This window comes from Mycobacterium numidiamassiliense, from assembly GCF_900157365.1.
In the GTDB taxonomy this organism is placed as follows: domain Bacteria; phylum Actinomycetota; class Actinomycetes; order Mycobacteriales; family Mycobacteriaceae; genus Mycobacterium; species Mycobacterium numidiamassiliense.
On sequence record NZ_FUEZ01000003.1, the window covers coordinates 1,630,296 to 1,651,052 of the forward strand.

Consider the following 20,757-nt stretch of genomic DNA (forward strand, 5'->3'; position numbering starts at 1 on the left):
AGTGACCGACCGTGAACATCACCGTGGCGGAGTTCACCCGCTCAATCGACCTGGCCGGTGTCCTGGTGAACGCGGTGCTGGGTGGCATCGTCGCCCGCGAATTTCGCATGGACCCGGTGGGATTCGTCGCCCTGGCCATCCTGTCCGGACTGGGCGGCGGCCTGATCCGCGACACCTTGCTGCAGCACGGGCCGCCGGTGGCGCTGACCGACACGCTCTACGTGATCGTCGCGATCGCGGGTGCGGTGGTGGCCTTCCTCATCCCGTTGGGCGGACGGATGTGGTCGCTGACGTATCCGGTCGTCGACGCGTTGGCGTTGGGCACCTGGGCGGTGGTCGGCACCGAGAAGACGTTGAGCGTCGGGTTGACTTGGCTGCCCGCGATTTTGCTGGGCACGATCAGCGCGGTCGGCGGCGGGGCCCTGCGCGATCTGGCCGTCAACCGCACTCCCGCGATCTTCGGCGGCAACACCCTCTACGCGACCTGCGCGGTGGCCGCGAGCGTCACTGTCGTGGTGTTCAGCCGTTGCGGCCTGGCGTCGGCGGGCACCCTGCTAGGGGTGGTCGTCGGAGCGGGTTGGTGTCTGCTGGCCCGCTGGCGTGGCTGGCAGTTGCGCCAGAGCCCGGAGTGGGAATATCGCGCGACGCGGCGAAAGATCCGACGCCCGAAGAACAGTGGCCCGTGAGGCGTGGGGAACCGATCTGCTCTTCGAACCCGACGGCCTGGACCGGCAAACCGCAGCGGTGGAATATATTCGACGGATCGATGAGAACTGTCTTGCGCGGAGGCGTCCGGTGAGTGTGCGGCGAACCTGCCGAGGCGACCGGGCGGCATGACTGTCTCGCCGTCTCAGCTCGGCCGTCCGGTGGGGGCAAACGCCGAAGAGACTCGGCGCCGAATTCTCATCGCGGCGATGCGCTGCGTGGCCGAAGTCGGCTATGCACAAACGACGATCCGCGAGATCGCCCGCGCTGCCGACATGACGAGTGGCAGCCTGTACCACTACTTTCCGAACAAGTCCGACCTGCTCGACGCGGCCGGCGACGAGATCGAGGACATCGTCGCACCCCGACTGCGTGCGGCCGCGGCGCAATCCGACGACGTCGCGGACCGACTGGATGCGGTGCTCGACGAGTCGCAACGATTGATCGCCGACTATCCCTACCTGACCGCCTTCCTGCGCGCGGTGCGCGCGGGCGGCGCAACGCAGTCGCGGCAGGAGAGCCCGCGGCACCCGGAATCCAGGGCGCTGCGCAACATCGTCACCGAGATCGTTGCCGACGCTCGAGCACGGGGAACGCTATCGCCCGAGACCGATCCGGCGGCCGTGGTGGAGACGATCTGCGCGCTGACCCGCGGTTTGTCGGAACGCGCGGCGAGCCTGTCGCCGCAAGCCTACGAAGCCACCCTGGGCTCGGCCAAGAAACTCATCAGGGGATCACTGTTCGCGCGCCGGCCCTGACCTGGCAAAACCGTTGTGGTGCAACGCCTCCGGCGCTGTCGGCATTTAGTTCACGGCTACGTGTAGCGGTCCCGCAGCTTGGCCAGCGTCGCCTCGATGCCGGAGGCGTTGGATTTCCGGAACCCCGTTCGCTCGTAGTACTTCACGGCGTTCTTGATCGCACCAGCATCGCGGTAGTCGAACGTCTCGGTGACCCGGGTCAAAGTCGGGGAGAGCTCTTCGAATTTCCAGCGCCACCGGTGGCCGAACGGATGACGCCATTCAACCAATTCGTTGGGTTCCAGCGCAGTCACCGTGCTGGTAAGGCGGTACGGCATGCCCAGCATCTTCATGCTCGTCGAAAACTTCGAACCCACAACCAGCACATCGGGGACTTTGATATTGCCTTGAACGGTGCCCGATCCGTCCAGTTCGGCGTGGCGCCGGGGATCGGCAGCCATGGCGTACAGCTCCGCGGCCGGCGCGGCCACGTCAACCGATCGGCTGACTTGATGGGGTCCCGCGTCGACAACGATGACAGTCATGGCGCCTCCTTCGGTCCACCCCGCAGCCTAGTCCCGGCTAAGTCTGCGGTTCGGGCGAATTCGGATCCCATACCGTCGACGGCACGAACTTGGCGATATCAGTCACTTCCCCAGGTAGCAACAATATAAGTTCGGCATGGCTGGCTTTCCGCGAAGAGCAGCGATACCGCGACGATCCGGCTGACCTGAGAGGTGGGTGCCGAGGTGCTTACCACGCGCGAGGTGATGACCGAGGCCAGCGCGCAGACCGGCCTCACCGACTTCGGTGACGACTCTTTCACCGACGGCCTGCAGATCCTGTTGTCGTCGCTGCGGGACGAGGCGCGGATGAACGACCGCGGCGCGGCGTTCCTGCGGCACCGGATCGTGGGCTACCTGTCGCAGCGCCTGCAGGTCGAAGACTGGTATCGGCGGCACCCCGAGATCGACGACGTCCCCATCACCGCACCGTTGATCGGCCTGGGCCTGCCCCGGACCGGGTCCACCGCGTTGTCCATGCTGTTGGCCCAGGATCCCGACGTGCGCTACCTACGCCGGTGGGAGTCCTCGCAACCCTGTCCACCGCCCTCGACAGTGCGGGGCGTCGACCCCCGCATCCCACCCGACAAGGGCGAGATGCTCGGCACCCGCTACCACGTCCCCGGCGACACCCATGGCCCGATGGAGTGCCATGAGCTCATGGCGCTGGACTTCAAGTCGCACATTTTTCAGTCCTTCGCCGAAATCCCTTCCTATTCAGCATGGTTGGTGCACGACGCCGATCTGACCCCGACATTGAGATATCAGCGACGGGTGATGAAGCTGCTGGCCTGGGGTGAGCCGCAACGGCCATGGCGGTTGAAATGCCCGTCGCACGTCCTGTGGCTCGACGCGCTGAACGCGGCATTTCCCGACGCCCGCTTCGTGATGACGCACCGCGATCCCACCGACGTCATCTTGTCGGTGGCCGATCTGTATGCCGACATCATCGGGTCGTTCAGCACCGAGATCGACCGGCCCTACATCGGCAGGCTCAACGTCGAGCACTGGTCGTTGGGCATGGAGCGGGCGCTGAAGTTTCGGGCCGGCGGCACCGAGGATCGGTTCTACGACATCGACTTTCGTGCCATGCAGAACGATCCGATCGGTGAGGTAGTCGGCCTGTACGCGTGGCTGGGCGCCCCGGTGGGTGCGGAGTTCGAGGCGCGGATGCAGAGTTGGTGGGAGCACGCCGCCGCCGAGCGTGAGCCGAGTTCGCACGCGGACCCGGTTGCGTTCGGCATTGATTTCGGCGAGGTGCGGCCCCGGTTCGCGCCGTATGTCGAGAGCGCTCGACGGTGGACCACGCACTAAAAGACAAGGAACGAAGGGCATTTGATGGCCATTGATCTGACGGGCGGGATCGACCCGTCCCGCGAATACGTGCTGGCCGACCGGCCGCAGGACCCGGAGATGCGGGACTCGGTGAGCTTCTGGGTCGTCGACGATCGCGGTGAGATCGGCTTGCCGCGGATCGGAATCGAAGCGGTCGGCGCGAACTGGGACGCCCACGACATCCAGCTCAATGTCGCCTTCCCCGACGGCCGGGTGTATCGGCTGCGGGGTAACGGGCCATCGCTGCCCGCCCAGGGACCCGACGGCCGGGCGACCGTGCTCGGGGCGGGGGGCTTGGCATTTCGCTGCATCGAGCCCTTCGACACCTGGACGATGACGTACGGCGGGCCCGCGGTGCAGACGTCGTCGGCCGATTTGGTCGCGGGCACGAAGGACGGCCCCTCGGTGGACATCAGTTTTCACGTCGAGACCAAGATGGCCGTGCCGCCCTGGGTGCAGGGCGCGCTGCAGGCCGACGCCGACACACAACTTCGCACCTCGAGCGTCGGCGCCATGATGGGCGGACCACGCTACGAGCAGTTGTTCACCGCCACAGGCGAATTCCGTGCCGCGGGTGAACGGCACGAGTTCACCGGCAGCGGGCTGCGCATCCGCCGTACCGGTGTGCGCAAGCTCGCCGGCTTCTGGGGGCACTGCTGGCAGTCGGCCGTGTTCGGCAGCGGAAAGGCATTCGGTTACATCGCCTATCCCCCGCGTCCCGACGGCCAGCCCACCTTCAACGAGGGATTCGTCTTCACCGGCGACGGCGGCCTGATCCCCGCCCGGGCCGTCCGTGCCCCATGGCTGACTCGGCTGCAACCGCTGGGCGAAGACGCCTCGCTCGTCTTACAGACCGCCGACGGCGTCATCGAAATCGAAGGGAAGACAGTCTTTTCCACGCACGACATTCACCACAACGATGACATGTATTCGATGCAGGCCCTCAAACAGGAGATGACCAGCTTCCCCGCGGTACAGCAGGCCGGGGTGCGATACAGCTGGGACGGCGAACAGGCTTACGGCATGCTCGAGCGATCCAATCCGCTCGACAAGATCACCCGCGACTAGGCGAGCGGCCGAAGAGAACTCAAAAGACCGATGAGCCAGTCAATCTCGAGGAGGGTCCCGCTGGTTACCGGCGCCGCACGTGGACCGGGACGGGCACACGCGATACGCCTATCCGCCGAAGGCGCCGACGGCCGGAAGGTGATCACCGCGGCGGTCGCGCAGCTCGGTCGCCTCGACATCACCGTCGCGAACGCCGGGATCTGCGGTCCATCGCCGCGGGATCAGATCACGCCGCAGGCGCCCTGCTCCCACCTTCGGCAATAGCAGGGCGCCCAACGCTTGACTCATATACCCTAAGGGGGTATATGTTATGGCATTTGCTGTATACCCCCAATGGGTATATGGAAGGGAGTGTCATGACGACCAGCGAACACCGGGTGAGGCGCAACCGGCCCGACCCAGGACTGCGGCACCGCGACGCGACAGGCAGAATTTCCCAGATGACCGCGTCACCAGCCGAGATGAGCAGCGTCAAGCTCGAGATCGCTGGGATGAGCTGTGCCTCGTGTGCCATGCGCATCGAGGAGAAACTGAACCAGCTGGACGGCGTGCACGCGACGGTCAACTACGCGACCGAAACGGCCACCGTCGCCGTGCCGTCGGGGTATGACCCCAACACGCTCCTCGCCGAGGTGGAAAAGGCCGGCTACACGGCCGTTCTGCCGCAGCACCGCGTCGGGTCCGCGACGCGGGACGCGGCGGGCGACCCGGAGCTGGCGTCGCTGCGCATCCGGCTGATCACCGCCCTCGTGCTGGCCACCCCGGTGATCGCCATGGCGATGATCCCCGCGTGGGAATTCCGCAACTGGCAGTGGGTGTCGCTGGCGCTGGCCACGCCGGTCGTCCTGTGGGCGGGCCGGTCCTTCCATGCCGCCGCCTGGGTCAACCTCAAACACGGTGCGGCCACCATGGACACCCTGATCTCGATCGGGACGCTGTCGGCGTTCCTGTGGTCGCTCTATGCCCTGTTCCTGGGCACGGCGGGCACGGCGCATGCGCACCACCACTTCGCGCTGACCGCCGCCCGCAGTGGAGCCGGCAATGTCTACTTCGAGGTCGCCGCGGGTGTGACGCTGTTCGTCCTGGCCGGCCGCTACTTCGAGAAGCGCTCGAAGCGGCGCGCGGGTGCCGCGCTACGGGCCCTGATGGAGCTCGGCGCCAAAGACGTCGCGGTGCTGCGACCCGATCTTCGGCCCGACGCTCCACGTGTCGAGACCCGCATCCCCGTCGAGCAACTCAGGGTGGGCGACGAGTTCGTGGTGCGTCCCGGCGAGAAGATCGCCACCGACGGCATCGTCGTGTCCGGGTCGTCGGCCGTGGACGCCTCGATGCTCACCGGTGAATCCGTGCCGGTTGAAGTCGCCCCGGGCGACGCCGTCACCGGCGCCACCGTGAATGTGGGCGGGCGTCTTGTCGTGCGCGCCAACCGAATCGGCGACGAGACACAACTGGCGCAGATGGCCAGGCTGGTCGAGGCGGCCCAGGCGGGCAAGGCCAAAGTCCAGCGGCTCGCCGACCGCATCTCCAGCGTCTTCGTTCCGATCGTCATTGCCATCGCCCTGGCCACCCTGGCCGCGTGGCTGGTTGCCGGCTTCGCGCTCACCGCGGCGCTGACCGCCGCCGTCGCGGTGCTCATCATCGCCTGCCCGTGCGCGCTCGGGCTGGCCACTCCGACCGCACTATTGGTCGGCACCGGTCGCGCGGCCCAGCTCGGCGTGCTCATCAAGGGGCCCGAGGTGCTGGAGTCGACCCGCAGAATCGACACCATCGTGCTCGACAAGACCGGCACCGTGACGACCGGCAAGATGGCCCTCGTCGACGTCGTCACCACCGGTGACACCGACCGCGGAACGCTGCTGCGCTACGCCGGCGCCCTCGAGGACGCGTCCGAACATCCCGTCGCCAAGGCAATCGCCAAGGGCGCGAAGGCCGAACTCGGCCCGCTGCCCACGCCCGAGGACTTCGCGGAGGTCGAAGGCAAGGGCGTACGCGGCGTCGTCGAGGGCCGCGACGTCCTCGTCGGCAGGGAGAGCCTGCTCGCCGACGGCGCCCAACGGCTCGATGCGGCGCTGCTCGCGGCCAAGGCCCGCGCCGAAGGCGAAGGCAAAACCGCTGTCGCGGTCGGCTGGGACGGGAGCGCCCGCGGCATTCTGGTGGTCGCCGACACCGTCAAACCGACCAGCGCCGAGGCCGTCCGGCAGTTCACCCGGCTCGGGTTGACGCCGGTGCTGCTGACCGGCGACAACCAGACGGTTGCGCGGCGCATCGCCGACGAGATCGGTATCGCGCAGGTGATCGCCGAGGTGTTGCCCGCCGACAAAGTCGCCGCGGTGCGCCGTTTGCAATCAGAGGGCAGGGTCGTCGCGATGGTCGGCGACGGGGTCAACGACGCCGCCGCTCTGGCCACGGCCGACCTGGGGCTGGCCATGGGCACCGGCACCGATGTCGCGATCGAAGCCGCGGACCTCACCCTGGTGCGGGGCGACCTGCGCGCTGCGGCCGACGCGATCCGGCTTTCCCGCAAGACGCTGGCCACGATCAAGATGAACCTGTTCTGGGCCTTCGGCTACAACGTCGCCGCGATCCCGCTGGCCGCCCTGGGCCTGCTCAACCCGATGTTCGCCGGCGCCGCGATGGCGTTCTCCAGCGTCTTCGTGGTGGGCAACAGCCTGCGGCTGCGTTCCTTCGCCGGAATGACCACCGAAGGCGATGTGGGATAGTTGATCTAGCCCACCGCATTGCCAGGCAACGGCGGATGGGTTGACCACCAAGCCACGTCGGCCTCGCAAAGTGGCGCGATGCCGGCCCGTTACTGCGGCGCAGCAGCGCGCAGCATTTGGATGTAGTGAAGGTCACGATCGTTGCGCGAATTCTTCGGACAGCTGTCCTTGCTGCGCGGCTGGTTGCCGCCGGCACTACAGGTCCTCGCGCTGCTCGTCGCCGTCGCTGCCGTCGATTGGCGCCGGCGCGGCTGGCGTAAGCGCGCACTACCGGCGGCGCTCATCGCCGCCGGTGCGGTGACCGGCCTGTCGTACTGGTACATCGGATCGATCGGGCTCGCCGGCGACCCGGCGCCGGTGTCGCTGTGGCTGTGGATCGCGATGAGCGGCCTGACCGCCGCCGTGCTGCTGCTGGGGTGGCCGGGCGCGCGCTGGTGGCGTCGCGGCGTGGCGGTGCTGTCGGTACCCCTGTGCGTGTTGTGCGCGAGCGTCGCGCTGAACATGTGGGTCGGCTACTTCCCCACCGTGCTCAGTGCGTGGAACCAGCTGACGTCCGGGCCCCTACCCGACCAGATCGATCGCCTGCGCGTCACGGCGATGCAGATCGAGGGGACAAAGCCCACCAAAGGCGTCGTCGTTCCGGTGAACATCGACGCCGACGCGTCGCACTTCTCGCACCGCCAGGAGCTCGTCTACCTGCCGCCCGCCTGGTTCAGCAGCAATCCGCCCCCCAAGCTGCCAACGGTCATGATGATCAGTTCGGCGTTCAACACTCCGGCCGACTGGCTGCGCGCCGGCAACGCGTTCGACACCATCGACGATTTCGCGGCCCATCATCACGGCTTCGCCCCGGCGCTGGTGTTCGTCGATCCGACCGGCTCGTTCGACAACGACACCGAGTGCGTCAACGGGAGCCGGGGTAACGCCGCGGACCACCTGACGAAGGACGTGGTGCCGTTCATGGTCTCCAACTTCGGGGTGAGCGCCGACCGGACCAACTGGGGCATCGCCGGCTGGTCGATGGGCGGCACCTGCGCCGTCACCACGACCGTCATGCACCCCGACATGTTCAGCGCATTCGTCGACATCGCCGGCGACATCCGCCCCAACGTCGGCCCCACCGACCAAAGCATCGCCCGGTTGTTCGGCGGCAACGCCGCCGCCTGGGCCGAGTTCGACCCCAGCAACGTCATCACCCGCCACGGCCGCTATACCGGGGTGTCGGGTTGGTTCGACATCCCCGCGCCGCCCGGCGCACACAGCATGGCGCAGGCGGCCAATCCCGCCCTCGATAATTTGTCGTCCGCCAACCCGGAGGGCCAGGATGCCGCCGCGAACTCACTGTGCGCTATCGCCGGCGCCAATGGGATCGCCTGCGCGGTGGTCACCCAGGCGGGCAAGCATGACTGGCCGTTTGCTGCGCAAGCGTTCACCGCGGCGCTGCCGTGGTTGGCCGCGACGCTGGGCACCCCGGATGCCGAGCCTGTGCAACTACCCCAGCGGAGCAGCGGCGAATCGCACTGAGGCACGCTCGTCGCCGTTACCGATTTGCAACCCGAATTCACACCTGACCCTCCCGTAACGCACCCGGCATATTGCAGCGGGGAGTGGTACGGTTCGCTGCTGTGGCTGCGAAGATTGGCAGGATCGGCGTCCCGTACGCGGGCTCGCCTGTCGCGCACCGCGCCGCACACTTTTCCTCCTTTTCAGAGCCGCGCAGCCGGATAACCGGGGTGGGGTCATGAATCGCCGACGCTTCCTGGGGTCGCTCGCCGCGGCCACCGTTGCCAGCGTGGGGGCGGCTCGGCTCATCGTGGATCCGCAACCGCGGACCTTTGCTCAGGTCCCCGCCGGGACCGCCGCCGCGACCTCGGGACCGACCGCGCCCGGCTCCGCGTCGGCCTTGTTGCCGCCGCCGCCGCTGAGTGCCCGCATCCCGTTGCCGGGTGGCGGAGCACTCATGAAGATTCCCGGGGACGGCGACCTGCTGGCGCTGACGCTCGACGACGGTGTGAACAGCGACGTGGTGCGCGCCTACACGCAGTTGGCCAAGGACACCGGCATGCGGATGACGTTCTTCGTCAACGGCATCTACAACTCGTGGACCGACAATCTGCCGACGCTGCGACCGCTGGTGGAATCCGGGCAGATCCAGCTCGGCAACCACACCTGGTCGCATCCGGATCTGACGTCGGTGCCGCAGAGCAAGGTCGAAGAAGAGCTCAAGCGCAACGACGAGTTCCTGAAGAAGACCTACGGGGTCGGCGCCAAGCCGTACTACCGGCCGCCTTACGCCAAGCGCAACGCCACCGTCGACTCGGTGGCGGCTTACCTCGGCTACACCGTTCCCACCCTGTGGTCGGGGTCGTTGTCGGACTCGACGTTGATCACCGAGGAATACATCGTCAAGATGGCCGACGAATACTTCACTCCGCAGAACATTGTGATCGGTCACCTCAATCACCTGCCCGTCACGCATGTCTATCCGCAACTCGTCGACACCATCCGCGAGCGCAACCTGCGCACCTGCACGCTCAACGACATCTTCCTGAGAACCCCTTAGCGACAACCAGATTGGCCCCAAACACGCCGGATCCGCAGCGGCTGGGTGGCCTGGCCTGGACTCGTCGCACCGGCGGCCTGCTGTCGCGCGCAGAGCGCCTCCGTGTTTTACGGGCCACCGCGATCGGCCAGTGGGAGAACGCGATCGGCAGAGCCAAACTCGCGCTGGGCAGAATTCCGGCCGCCGCCGCCCGGGTCGACTTGGACGCATTCGTGGTACCCGATTCCGCATTCGCGCGTGAGGCCGAGGAGGCCTGCGCGGAATTGCCACCGACGCTTCAGGGCCATTCCTATCGCACCTGGTTGTTCGGGAATGCCCTTGCGGCCGTTGATGGCTCGACGATGGATGACGAACTCTTCTATTGCGGGGCGCTGCTGCACGACTACGGCATCGTCACGCCCACACCGGGCCGCGACTTCACCCTGGGCGGCGTCGACCGGATGCTGCGCTGCGCGGACGCGGCGAACGTCGGCGTCGAACGCACGGACCTGCTCGCCGACGGCATCTGTGTGCACGCGACGCCCGGGGTCAGGCTCGAAGCCGACGGCGCGATCGGCTGCTACCTGCAGTGGGGGGCGATGGTCGATGGTGCCGGACTGCGCGCCTGGGACATCGCACCCGATAACGTCGCGGAGGTGATACGCCGTTATCCGCGAGGCGATTTCAAGCGTGAACTTGTACAGATGATTCGCGCGGAGGCCGCGGCCTCGCCGAAGGGGCGCATGGGGCTGCTCGTTCGTTGTGGAATGCCGTTGGCCGTGCGGCTTGCGCCATTCGACTCCTGACCTCAGCCGTCGGCCGACAGCAACACCACCAGCGTCTCACGCAGCTCGTGTAACCGGTTCTCCCCCAACAACTCTTGCCAGCGCTTTTCGGTATCGATGGCATTGGACCGCATCACCCGCAGGGCGTGGCGCCCGCGTGCGGTCAGTTCGATGATGCGGGCACGGGCGTCGGCGGGGTCGGGCACCCTAGTGACATAACCGTGTCGCTCGAGCCCGCTGACGGCCTGCGCCACGGCTTGCCGGCTCACCCGAAGCCGGTCGGCCAGAGCCGACGCATGCAATCCGCCGGCCACCAGCGGCACCAGGGCAACGGCCTGCGCCGGGCGGATCCCGTCGAGTCCCGCCGCGGCGAACGCCGCCCGCAAGCGGGGAGCCCCGGATGCGGCCACCAGATTTACCAGCGCCGGCACGGTGGGTTTCCACTGGCCGTCGAGAACACGTCGCATGGCTCATGAGTGTGCCACCCACATGAAGATTGACAAGCGACTTGTCAAAAGTCTGACGCGCTGTCACGATGGGGCCATGCGATCTGGATGCGTTCGGCCATTCAGCGTCTTGCTCCTTCCCGCGTTGGTGGTGGCGCTGGGCGGCTGCCTGGGCGGCGGACACGCGTTGGGTGCACCCGGGTCCATCCCGGTCGGGCAGTCCAGCCAGACCATCCAATCCGGTGGCGCCAGGAGGACTTTCAACGTGTATCGACCCCAGGGGCTGCCCGATGCGGCGCCCTTGGTGGTGATGCTGCACGGCGGCTTCGGCACCGGCGCTCAGGCGGAGCGCTCCTATCACTGGGACAACGAGGCCGATGCGGGACATTTCCTAGTCGCCTACCCCGACGGCCTCAACCGCGCCTGGAATGCCGGGACCTGCTGCGGTGAGCCGCAGCAGGTCAATGCCGATGACGTCGGGTTCATCACCGCGATGGTGGGCGCGATCGAGCAACAGATACCCGTCGATCGGGCCCGCGTCTATGTCACCGGGATGTCCAACGGGGCGATGATGGCGCTTCGACTGGGCTGCCAGACCGACGCCTTCGCCGCGATCGCCCCCGTCGCGGGAACGCTGCTCACCGACTGCTCCCAGGCGCGGCCGACGTCGGTGCTGCAGATCCACGGCACCGCCGACGACAGGGTCCCCTACAACGGCGGTCCAGGAAAAGCATTCGGCGCCAACGGAACTCCACGCGTCGATGGTCCGTCGGTGGAGTCGGTCGCCACCATCTGGCGTGGAATCGATGCGTGCGGAGCGCCGACATCGACCACCTCCGGCAGCGTTACCACCCAGACGGCCGGGTGCGCGGACGGGCGCACCGTGGAGTTGATCTCGGTCGCGGGCGCGGGCCATCAATGGCCGGGGGGTGAGCCCAGCCCGCTCGCCGAACGGGTCGCCGGCATCCCCGCACCGTCCACGGCGCTGGACGCCACCGACACCATCTGGCAATTCTTCGCCCAGAACCACCGCTGAGCGGACGACGGTTTTCCGTACGCTGGCGGGGGTGGATCGATCGCGGGGTTGACATGGCGGGGTTGGTCAGACGCTTCCTGCACATCGGCGCGGCGATCGTCGTCCTATTCTGCGCGTCGTGTACCGGCGCGCATCGGGGCGACGCCAACCATCCAACGCCAGCGAATCCCCTCGGGACCAGCGGCTGTGGCCCGCCGATCACCTATCAGGTCTTCGAGAATGATGCGTTCGGAGTCGACTGGTCGAAGCCCAACGATGTCATCGCGTTCAACGCCAAGGGGGCTGACGGTCTTTTTCACATTTACACCGTCAAACCAGACGGGACGAACCGCCAGCAAATCGGCGTGGGATCGCCGACCTTCCCGCAGCGCACCACCGGATCACCGGTCTGGAGCCCGTCTGGGCGGTTCATGGCCTTCGTCGCCGAAAAGCCCAGCCACCCAGGCGATTCTGTCCCCGCCACCCCGGGGTGGGGTAGCTACTCGGACCTGTGGGTCGCCGCCGCGGATGGCCGCCGGGCCTGGCAGCTCACCAACGTCGAGACCGACAAAGACCACGGCACGATCATTCCGGAATTCTCGCCCGACGGCAGACTGCTCGAATGGACCGAACGCACCGCTGCGGGCAGGGTCTTCAATCCGGATCGCTTCGCCGGATTCTGGGTGATCAAGATCGGCAACTTCGACGTCGCCCCGGACGGCACTCCGTCGCTGTCGGACACTCGCACCGTCTCGCCTCCCGGCGACGCGTTCAACGAAACCGGCGGCTTTTCACCGAATTCCACGTCGCTGGTGTACACCAGCGACTACGAAACTCACAACTTCTGGAAGAGCCAGATCTATCGCCTCGACCTGGGTTCGGGCGCGTCCACCCGGCTGACCAAGTCGGACACCTACAACGAGCATCCGCGCTACACCCCGGACGGCCAGGTGATCTGGATGAGCAACGACGGCAACCCGGGGCATGGGACCGACTGGTGGACAATGAATTCCGACGGGTCAAGCCCGCAGCGCCTCAGCGATTTCAGCGGCAACCCCGACGCCAGAGGATTTGGAAACAGACACGTTTACGCGACCGTCGTGCAGACCGCCGACTGGAGTCCGGACCACCACTACTTCTACGGCGACGTGGAGACCAACCTGCTGAACTCCGACAGCGTGATCCTGCGGGTGTCGCTAACCTGTGGAGGTTCATAAGCGCCAGTGCCGCTAGCCGCCCCCGCGCGGAATCGGTTGTTCTGCAGACCAATCCATCGGCGGTCCGTTGCCGGGCCCTGCGTCGCGGTCGGCCACTGCGGTGGCCAGCCTACTACCACCCTGAACGGTCCCGACAACGAATATCCTATCGTTGACCGCGAAATGCGTAGCGGCAGAGGCCGGTTGGCTTCCGCCATGGGTGATGACTGTCGTGTTCGGGGTGACGAGATAAGTCTGCGTGTATCCATCCGCGCTGCGGGCAGTCACCGATCCCGGGGTCGCAGCAACCACGGTTCCCTCCTGACTGACTGGCTGCGAGACGTCAGACGGCTCCTGGGTCGCCGTCACCAGTCGCTTTTCGGGTTGACCACCGCAGAGCAACACCGCAGTCAAACACGCCAGACATAGCAGCGAACCGGACAGTGCCTCGCAGACCTCAGCCACGCCGGACATCCTGCGTCTCGACGGTTCCCGCATGTAATGCTTAGCGCCCACGATGGAATCCTTCCTGCGGCTTCACACCGACAGGCATCGGCGCCTACCGAATCAGGTTGTTAACGTGGAACTACCCACAGTTCTGCTGGCCAAACTCCGCACTTGGACCCGCCAGACCTGATCGCTCAGCGCGCGTCGAACATCGCATCGATGAGCCGATGCAGCACCTGCCGGGTCTCGCGGCGCAGACGCTTCGGATCATCGGCGGTAGCGATGACCATGGCCGCCTCGTCCAGCGCACCGATCAGTACATGGGCCAGCGGTCGCGTGGGTTGCCGAGCCAGCTGGCCGGCCTTGATCGCCTCGGCGAGCAGCTGCTCGGTCATGCCCAGGCTGTAACGCTGTGCGACATCCCGGAAGTCCGCCCAGCCGAGCACGCTCGGCGCATCCAGCAGGATCAGCTGACGCACCTCCGGGTCGGCGGAGACGTCGAGCCACGCGTCGACCGCGGCGCGGATGGCGTCGGCCGGTGTGGTGCCGCCAGAGGCGGCCACGACGTTGGCCATCCTTGCCATGACGTCCTGCTCCACCACCTCGACGACCTCGCGGAATAGCGCAGCCTTGTCTGCGAATTGGTGGTACATCGCCCCCCGGGTCACCCCGGCTGCCGCGGCGATCTCCGGCGTTCCCACATCGGCGTAGCCCCGCAGCCCCCACAGCTTGCGGGCAGCCGAGATCAGCGCGTCGCGGGTCGCCGCGGAGCGCTCCTCCTGGGTCCGTCTCTTGATTTCCATACAACCTGTTGGTAACTTACGAACAGACAGCCTGTTTGTAAATATGTTCTTCGAGCGAGGAGTCATCCATGTCGACGATCGACACTAGTGCCGGAACCATCCATTACGAAGCAGCCGGACCCGAAAACGGCAGGCCTGTCGTGTTCGTGCACGGCTACATGATGGCCGGAGATCTGTGGCGTCAGGTCAGCAAGCGGCTGGCCGATCGAGGACTGCGATGCATCGCTCCCACCTGGCCGCTGGGCGCGCATCCGCAGCCGATGCGCCCCGGCGCCGACCGAACCATCTTCGGTGTCGCAGGCATCGTGGCCGAGTTGCTGGCCGCCCTCGACCTCGAGGACGTGGTGCTGGTCGGCAACGACACCGGCGGCGTCGTCACCCAACTCGTCGCGGTGCACCACCCCGAGCGCCTCGGGGCTCTGGTCCTCACGAGTTGCGATGCGTTCGAACACTTTCCGCCGCCCATCCTCAAGCCGGTGATCATGGCGGCCAAATCGAAGGCACTATTCCGGACGGCGATGAAAACCATGCGGGCGCCGGTCGCCCGCAAGCGTGCCTTCGATGGCCTGGCGCACAACGACATCGATGCCCTCGTCGAGGGCTGGGTACGTCCAGCGCTCGACGATCCGGCGGTCGCCGAAGACCTCCGCCAGTTCACCCTCTCGCTGCGCACCGAGGTGACCATCAACGTCGCCGCCCGACTGCCCGAGGTCGACATGCCCACGCTCATCGCGTGGTCGGGCGACGACACGTTGTTCGAGCTCGGGGACGGCGAAAAGCTGGCCGCGATCATCCCGAACGCCCGCCTCGAGGTCATCGACGCGGCCCGGACCTTCTCGATGGTGGACCAGCCGGGCCGGCTCGCAGACCTACTGTCGACGATCGCGGTGCGCGCCTAGCGCACCTGCGCGGCCACCTCAGCAGCTGGAATCAGTTGTGGCCCTCGACAGGGGCGCCGGCGCCGCGAGCATCCTGGGGAGCGTCGTGGATCGCCGGGTGTTTGAGCAACGGCGGGCCGCTGCACGGGCCGGTGGTGCCGCGAATGCACCCGCAGTTCAGTCCGATGATGCAGCCACCGTGGACGGGAACGACGGGCAACGCGCCACCCCCGCCGGGGCCGTGCGGATCCGCGGGTGCGGATGCACCGGCCATCGCTGCGGCCTCCGGTATCGATAACCCCTCCGGGGCCACGGTCACCACGCCACACCCGACAGTCACCGCAAACGCGGCCACACAGCCGCGCCACGCGATCGTAGTGCCTTTACTCATCACAACTCCCAAGGTAGGTCCTGTAGGTGACATGCGCATGAGCGAAACCTCACAGCGGTCCGCATCGCTGCGCGCGCATCCCGGAGAATTCGGAGCCGAATGCCCGTTGGACGGGTTGATAGCGTTTCGCCCATGTCACAACTGACCCCACCCTTGTCCGGCCGGCGCATCCTGGTGACCGGCGCAGCGACCGGTATCGGCGCGGCAGCCGTCGGAGTCCTCGCCGAGGCGGGCGCGGCGGTCGCCGCGACCTATCACCAGACCCCGCCCCCGGACCACCTCGCGGCCACCTGGCTGCAGTGCGATGTGCGCGACGCCGACGCGGTGACGGCGATGGTGCGCCAAGCGGCCGAGCATCTCGGCGGCCTGGACGTCTTGGTCAACGCCGCGGGGCTGTGGCAAGCCGGCATCCCCGGGTTCATCAGCGCCGACGACATCTCCTTCCTATTGGACACCAACGTCAAAGCGACGATCCTCACCAATCAGGCTGCCCACGCCGTGATGAAAGACCAAGACCCCAAGGGCGGCAGGATCATCAACTTCGGCTCGTCCGAAGCCGTTATGGGCAGCCCGATTTCGGCCGTGTATGCCGCGACCAAAGGAGCGGTCCAGGCGTGGACACGATCGGCCGCCAAGACCTGGGCCGCAGACAACGTCACCGTCAACGCCCTGGCACCCGCGGTGCAGACAGCCGGCGCTGACCGGCTGCGCGACTTCTTGGGTCCAGACGCCGCCGCCCTGATCGATCAGCAGATGAAGATGATGATTCCGCTCGGCGGCGCGTTGGGAGAACCCGCGCGCGACCTCGGACCGATGCTGGTTTTCCTGGCCGGATCCGGCTCGGGCTTCATCACCGGACAACTGCTGGCCGTGGATGGTGGCCTCATGATGGTGGGTGGTTAGTATAAGACGGACCGTCTCGTCTCGTAGGAGAGCGACATAGCGGAGGTGGATCAGAGCCGATGACCGACGACACCATGCAGGCGTTCCTACGACGACGCGTGTCCGATTCCCATATCGCCGTGAAACACCGCGACCTGCAATGGAGTTGGCGTGAGTATTTGGCGCAAGCGGCGACCCGGGCCGCGGCCTTGATCGGTGCCGCCGACCCGCAGCGGCCGATGCACATCGGCGTACTGCTCGGCAACAACCCGGAGATGTGCGCGCAGATGGCGGCGGCCGGGCTCGGCGGCTACGTGCTCTGCGGCCTGAACACCACCCGGCGCGGCGATGCGCTGGCCGCGGACATCCGGCGGGCCGAATGTCAGTTCGTCGTGACCGACGCCGAACACCGGCCGCTGCTGGAGGGGCTGGATCTCGGGGCGACTCAGATCTTCGACGCATCGACCCAGCAGTGGGCTGAGTTCCTCGCCGCAGCAGGCGAGCTGGTCCCGCATCGGGAAGTCGACGCGATGGATGCGTTCATGATGATCTTCACCTCCGGCACGAGCGGAAATCCGAAGGCGGTTCAGGTCTCACACCTGATGGCGATGTTCGCCGGCACCAACTTGGTCCAGCGCTTCGCCCTTGCCGAGCAGGACACCTGCTACGTGTCCATGCCGCTGTTTCACTCCAACGCAGTCGTCGCCGGGTGGGCGCCCGCGGTCTGTTCGGGGGCCGCCATCGTGCCGGCGAAGTTTTCCGCGAGCACTTTCCTCGACGACATCCGCCACTACGGCGCCACTTACATGAACTACGTCGGCAAGCCACTCGCCTACATCCTGGCCACCCCCGAACGCGACGACGACGCCGACAATCCGCTGCGGGTGGCGTTCGGCAACGAGGCCAACGACAAGGACATCGCGGCGTTCGGGCGCCGGTTCGGCGTCCGGGTGGAGGACGGCTTCGGCTCGACGGAGAACGCGGTCATCATCATCCGCGAAGAAGGCACCCCCAAGGGTTCGATCGGCAAGGGAATCGACGGCATCGCGGTGTACAACAGCGACACGGTCACCGAATGCCCCGTGGCGCGCTTCGACGACAGCGGGGCGCTGGCCAATGCCGACGAAGCGGTGGGCGAGCTGGTCAACACGGCGGGTTCGGGTTTCTTCACCGGCTACTACAACGACCCCGACGCCAACGCCGAACGCATGCGCCACGGCATGTACTGGTCCGGAGACCTCGCCTACCGCGACGCCGACGGCTGGATCTACCTCGCGGGCCGCACCGCCGACTGGATGCGGGTGGACGGCGAAAACATCACCGCCGCGCCGATCGAGCGAATCCTGTTGCGGCACAGCGCAATCAACCGGGTCGCGGTGTATGCCGTGCCGGACGGGCATGTCGGCGATCAGGTGATGGCCGCGGTGGTGCTCAACGAGGGACACACACTGGACCCCGACTCATTCGAAGCGTTCCTCGCCGCCCAGCCCGACCTGTCCCCCAAGGCGCGGCCACGCTACGTGCGTCTGGCCAAAGACCTACCCAGCACCGCTACCCACAAAGTCCTCAAGCGCCAGTTGATCACTCAGGGCACGGCGGTCGGCGGGGACGAGATTCTGTGGGTGCGCGACCCTCGTGGCACGTCCTATCGGATCGCCGCTAGCTCGTTGGTGTCCGACGGCGGATCTGCCCCTTTGCCCGCCGCACCCGCGTAACGGGATCCCGGCTTGTGCCGCTGGCGATTTCGTCGCGCAGCTGCGTGATGTTCGAGATCTCCGCGTACAAGCCGCGGATCGCGTAGTCCAAAACGGCGAACGAGAAGCGCTGGTCCGGATCGTCGACGATGCCCAGCTCGCGGGAGCGCTGCCGCGACCACAATGCCTCGTCCAGCCGAGCCCGCGTCGCCTCGAGGTGGCGGTCCAGCGTGTCGATGACGCGTTCGGGATCCTCGCCGCGGGCGAGCCAGGTTTTCAGGATGACCGGGTGTTTGATGACGACCTGCTCCTGGCCCGGGAAATGCTGGACCCATCGCCGCAGTGCCTCGAGCCCGGATTCGGTGGTCTCGTACAACGTGATCGCGCGCTTGCCGGCCTGAGCGCCGATCTCGTTGACCATCCCCCGCGCCAAGAGCCTGTTCAACTCCCGCCGCACGTGGCTGACCGATGGTGACCAATAGAAATGGCCGACGGTCAGCTCGGCGCGCCCCTTGATTTCGCCGGCCGTGAGTTGTTCGTCGTTGGCCGCCAGCACACCCAGCACCAGGTACGCGGTGACCGGTAGGCCGTTGCTGGTGCGCGCGGGACTCACGAGAACTCGGTGAAATACGGCAGCGTCAGGTCCGGGCCAACCTCGTGGAATTGCACCTGCACGCGCATCCCGATCGCCACATCCTCGGGAGCAACCCCGACGACATTGGTCAACATCTGGTAGCCCTCGTCCAGCGTGATGATGGCTGGCGCGTAGGGCGGTTCGAACTCGGGTGACACCGGGCGGTGGACCACCGTCCAGCTGTAGATCTCGCCGAGACCTTCGCTTTTTGCCCAGCGCAAGTCGGGCGAAAGGCACTGGCGGCAATGCTCGGTCGGCGGGAAGTTGGACAGGCCACACGACTCGCAGTGTTGGTAGCACAGCTCGCTGTCCCGGCAGCCCTGCCAGAACGGGACGCTGAGGTGGCTGCTGGCATGGGGTACGGGCCCGGTCTGCGGCCGCAACGGTTCGGAAGTCACAGTGGTTCGTCTCCCAGGATCAGCAGTGTGGTGAACAGAGCGCCCGCTCCCCCGTTGCTACACAACGCGATATGCGCGTCGGGGACTTGCAGGGCGCCGGCCTCACCGCGCAACTGCTGGACGGCTCGGATGGCGCGCTGCATCATTTGCGGATTCGAACCCGCGTGGCTGAAGGACATGGTTCCTCCGTCCGTGGTGATCGGGTGACTGCCGCCGATGGCGATGTGGCCGTTGGCGACGAATGGTCCGCCTTCGCCCTCGCCGCAGAAGCCGAATGCCTCGAGCTGGCGGATGATTTCGAACGAGAACGGATCGTAGAGTTCGAGCACGTCGACCTCGTCGCGCCGCAGGCCAGCGTGGCTGAATGCCAGGTCGGCGGCGCGTCCGCCGACATAGCCGTTGACATGATCGCCGCGCCTGCCGCCCAGATCCCACGCCGGTGGGTGCTGATACGACGGGCCGTGAAAGTCCGCGCCGCTGGCCAAGATATGGATCGGCTGGCTGGCGACGTCGATGTCGTCGACGTTCGCCACGACCAGGGCGCAGCCGCCCTCGGAGGTGGTGGCGCAATCGAGGAGATGGAAGGGGTCGGCGATCGGGCGGGACGCGGTGATGTCCTCGGGCGCGAACGGTCCGCGTTGGTAGTAAACGGCTTCCGGGTTCTGCGATCCGTTGTTGCGGATGGTCGCGGCGACCATGGACAGTTGCTCGCGAGTCGTGCCGTAGCGATGCATGTGCCGTCGGGCGATCAGCGCGAACTCCGCGGTGGTGAACATGCCCCACGGCGCGACGAATTCGTTCTCCGGCCGCGTCCACGGGGCCGTGGCCTCGTGATCGCGGTATTCGCCTGCCTGCGCGGCAACGAGCACCACCACATCGGCCATGCCGTGCTCGATCGCGGTGGCCGCCTCGGTGATCATGCCGACCCCGAATGCGAGTCCCTGCCATGCGGGGCCGATCCGCAGGTCGTAGATCAGCGCGGTGGACAGTGGGCCGGCGCTGATTCCGTCGACGTCGTCGAGGCTCAGACCCGCATCGCTCAGAGCGCCCTGGATGGCCTTGATCGCCAGGCCGCGCGAGGTTTCGCCGTCCAGACGGCGTCCCTGCCGGGTGTTGTGTATCCCGACGACGGCTGCGGTGCGCTTCCTCGCGCTCACACGTGCTCCATTCTCATTGGTTGCGGCCCTTCAGTTTTCATCGGCGACCACCCCGAGATACGTGCCAAGGACGTCGTATGGCCGTCCGTCACGCACTACGCTGCCGATCTTGGTGGTGCGTACATCGTCGGGCTCCGTGCCGCCCTCGACTACGTCTATCCGGACGTCCACCGGCCGCGCGGTCTGGGGGTCGGTGATCTCGACGATCATCGCCACCGCGCGTTCGTGGTCGTCCCACTCGACGCTGGTAATCCGGTGCCGTGCGGTCAATTCCATGACCACGGAGTCCTGGCGCACCAGGAAGCGCACCGGTGCGCACAGCTCGCCGGCCCGCGGCGGCACGCACAAGGTCACTGCCATG

General features: G+C 66.8%; 21 protein-coding genes and 1 pseudogene. 14 read left to right on the plus strand and 8 right to left on the minus strand.

Annotated elements, in window-relative coordinates:
- The first annotated feature begins 11 nt into the window (after positions 1 to 11).
- Positions 12 to 686 (plus strand): trimeric intracellular cation channel family protein, encoded by a 675-nt coding sequence (locus MNAB215_RS07615; protein WP_108637546.1) that lies wholly within the window; start codon positions 12 to 14, stop codon positions 684 to 686.
- 147 nt (positions 687 to 833) lie between these two features.
- Entirely contained in the window at positions 834 to 1,463 is a 630-nt protein-coding gene (locus MNAB215_RS07620; protein ID WP_077078158.1) for a TetR/AcrR family transcriptional regulator, read from the plus strand.
- 56 nt (positions 1,464 to 1,519) lie between these two features.
- On the opposite strand, the gene MNAB215_RS07625 is transcribed toward MNAB215_RS07620, so the two are convergent.
- Positions 1,520 to 1,987 (minus strand): SRPBCC family protein, encoded by a 468-nt coding sequence (locus tag MNAB215_RS07625; RefSeq protein ID WP_077078159.1) that lies wholly within the window; start codon positions 1,985 to 1,987, stop codon positions 1,520 to 1,522.
- Between the two features lie 204 nt (positions 1,988 to 2,191).
- On the opposite strand from MNAB215_RS07625, the gene MNAB215_RS07630 reads away from it, so the two are divergent.
- From MNAB215_RS07630 to MNAB215_RS07660, 7 genes and pseudogenes are all read left to right on the plus strand, one after another.
- On the plus strand, positions 2,192 to 3,319 hold the full coding sequence (locus tag MNAB215_RS07630; RefSeq protein ID WP_077078502.1) for a sulfotransferase family protein: 1,128 nt from the start codon (positions 2,192 to 2,194) through the stop codon (positions 3,317 to 3,319).
- A gap of 24 nt (positions 3,320 to 3,343) precedes the next feature.
- Complete coding sequence (locus tag MNAB215_RS07635) at positions 3,344 to 4,408, plus strand: hypothetical protein (RefSeq protein ID WP_077078160.1); 1,065 nt, start codon at positions 3,344 to 3,346, stop codon at positions 4,406 to 4,408.
- Positions 4,409 to 4,438: 30 nt separating this feature from the next.
- Positions 4,439 to 4,648, plus strand: a pseudogene (locus MNAB215_RS30645) (SDR family mycofactocin-dependent oxidoreductase); the annotation flags it as partial.
- 200 nt (positions 4,649 to 4,848) lie between these two features.
- Positions 4,849 to 7,128, plus strand: coding sequence for a heavy metal translocating P-type ATPase (locus MNAB215_RS07645; RefSeq protein ID WP_077078503.1), 2,280 nt, complete (start codon positions 4,849 to 4,851; stop codon positions 7,126 to 7,128).
- Between the two features lie 141 nt (positions 7,129 to 7,269).
- The gene (locus MNAB215_RS07650) at positions 7,270 to 8,652 is read left to right on the plus strand and encodes an alpha/beta hydrolase (protein ID WP_077078162.1); all 1,383 of its coding nucleotides are present in this window, start codon (positions 7,270 to 7,272) and stop codon (positions 8,650 to 8,652) included.
- 217 nt (positions 8,653 to 8,869) lie between these two features.
- Positions 8,870 to 9,691: a polysaccharide deacetylase family protein gene (locus MNAB215_RS07655; protein ID WP_077078163.1), complete on the plus strand. Its 822-nt coding sequence runs from the start codon at positions 8,870 to 8,872 to the stop codon at positions 9,689 to 9,691.
- 11 nt (positions 9,692 to 9,702) lie between these two features.
- Positions 9,703 to 10,476, plus strand: a complete 774-nt coding sequence (locus tag MNAB215_RS07660; RefSeq protein ID WP_083746030.1) for an HD domain-containing protein — start codon at positions 9,703 to 9,705, stop codon at positions 10,474 to 10,476.
- 2 nt (positions 10,477 to 10,478) lie between these two features.
- Here the strand turns inward: MNAB215_RS07660 and MNAB215_RS07665 are convergent, their stop codons facing one another.
- Positions 10,479 to 10,922, minus strand: a complete 444-nt coding sequence (locus MNAB215_RS07665; RefSeq protein ID WP_077078164.1) for a MarR family winged helix-turn-helix transcriptional regulator — start codon at positions 10,920 to 10,922, stop codon at positions 10,479 to 10,481.
- Between the two features lie 76 nt (positions 10,923 to 10,998).
- On the opposite strand from MNAB215_RS07665, the gene MNAB215_RS07670 reads away from it, so the two are divergent.
- Positions 10,999 to 11,937: an extracellular catalytic domain type 1 short-chain-length polyhydroxyalkanoate depolymerase gene (locus MNAB215_RS07670; RefSeq protein ID WP_077078505.1), complete on the plus strand. Its 939-nt coding sequence runs from the start codon at positions 10,999 to 11,001 to the stop codon at positions 11,935 to 11,937.
- 53 nt (positions 11,938 to 11,990) lie between these two features.
- Positions 11,991 to 13,133, plus strand: a complete 1,143-nt coding sequence (locus MNAB215_RS07675) for a TolB family protein (RefSeq protein ID WP_077078165.1) — start codon at positions 11,991 to 11,993, stop codon at positions 13,131 to 13,133.
- 620 nt (positions 13,134 to 13,753) lie between these two features.
- On the opposite strand, the gene MNAB215_RS07685 is transcribed toward MNAB215_RS07675, so the two are convergent.
- Positions 13,754 to 14,362, minus strand: coding sequence for a TetR/AcrR family transcriptional regulator (locus MNAB215_RS07685; protein ID WP_077078167.1), 609 nt, complete (start codon positions 14,360 to 14,362; stop codon positions 13,754 to 13,756).
- Between the two features lie 68 nt (positions 14,363 to 14,430).
- Between MNAB215_RS07685 and MNAB215_RS07690 the strand changes: the two genes are divergently transcribed.
- Positions 14,431 to 15,261, plus strand: a complete 831-nt coding sequence (locus MNAB215_RS07690) for an alpha/beta fold hydrolase (RefSeq protein ID WP_077078168.1) — start codon at positions 14,431 to 14,433, stop codon at positions 15,259 to 15,261.
- A gap of 31 nt (positions 15,262 to 15,292) precedes the next feature.
- Here the strand turns inward: MNAB215_RS07690 and MNAB215_RS07695 are convergent, their stop codons facing one another.
- A complete protein-coding gene (locus tag MNAB215_RS07695) occupies positions 15,293 to 15,631 on the minus strand; it encodes a hypothetical protein (RefSeq protein ID WP_131829088.1) in 339 nt (112 codons plus the stop codon).
- A gap of 141 nt (positions 15,632 to 15,772) precedes the next feature.
- On the opposite strand from MNAB215_RS07695, the gene MNAB215_RS07700 reads away from it, so the two are divergent.
- Together MNAB215_RS07700 and fadD1 are read left to right on the plus strand one after the other, a co-directional pair.
- Positions 15,773 to 16,534 carry an SDR family NAD(P)-dependent oxidoreductase gene (locus MNAB215_RS07700; protein WP_108637589.1) on the plus strand — a complete coding sequence of 254 codons (762 nt, stop codon included), beginning with the start codon at positions 15,773 to 15,775 and terminating at the stop codon, positions 16,532 to 16,534.
- A 59-nt stretch (positions 16,535 to 16,593) separates the two neighbouring features.
- A complete protein-coding gene (gene fadD1, locus MNAB215_RS07705) occupies positions 16,594 to 18,228 on the plus strand; it encodes a fatty-acid--CoA ligase FadD1 (protein ID WP_077078171.1) in 1,635 nt (544 codons plus the stop codon).
- On the opposite strand, the gene MNAB215_RS07710 is transcribed toward fadD1, so the two are convergent.
- The 4 genes from MNAB215_RS07710 to MNAB215_RS07725 are packed head-to-tail and all read right to left on the minus strand — an operon-like array spanning position 18,173 to position 20,756.
- Complete coding sequence (locus MNAB215_RS07710; protein ID WP_077078172.1) at positions 18,173 to 18,820, minus strand: MarR family transcriptional regulator; 648 nt, start codon at positions 18,818 to 18,820, stop codon at positions 18,173 to 18,175. The two genes, fadD1 and MNAB215_RS07710, sit on opposite strands and share 56 nt — an antisense overlap.
- Complete coding sequence (locus tag MNAB215_RS07715; RefSeq protein ID WP_077078173.1) at positions 18,817 to 19,239, minus strand: Zn-ribbon domain-containing OB-fold protein; 423 nt, start codon at positions 19,237 to 19,239, stop codon at positions 18,817 to 18,819. Before MNAB215_RS07715 ends, MNAB215_RS07710 begins: the two co-directional genes overlap by 4 nt.
- Positions 19,236 to 20,396 (minus strand): thiolase family protein, encoded by a 1,161-nt coding sequence (locus tag MNAB215_RS07720; RefSeq protein WP_077078174.1) that lies wholly within the window; start codon positions 20,394 to 20,396, stop codon positions 19,236 to 19,238. The genes MNAB215_RS07715 and MNAB215_RS07720 overlap by 4 nt, the downstream gene beginning before the upstream one ends.
- A 30-nt stretch (positions 20,397 to 20,426) precedes the next feature.
- A complete protein-coding gene (locus MNAB215_RS07725; protein WP_077078175.1) occupies positions 20,427 to 20,756 on the minus strand; it encodes a hypothetical protein in 330 nt (109 codons plus the stop codon).
- Between the last annotated feature and the right edge of the window lies 1 nt (position 20,757).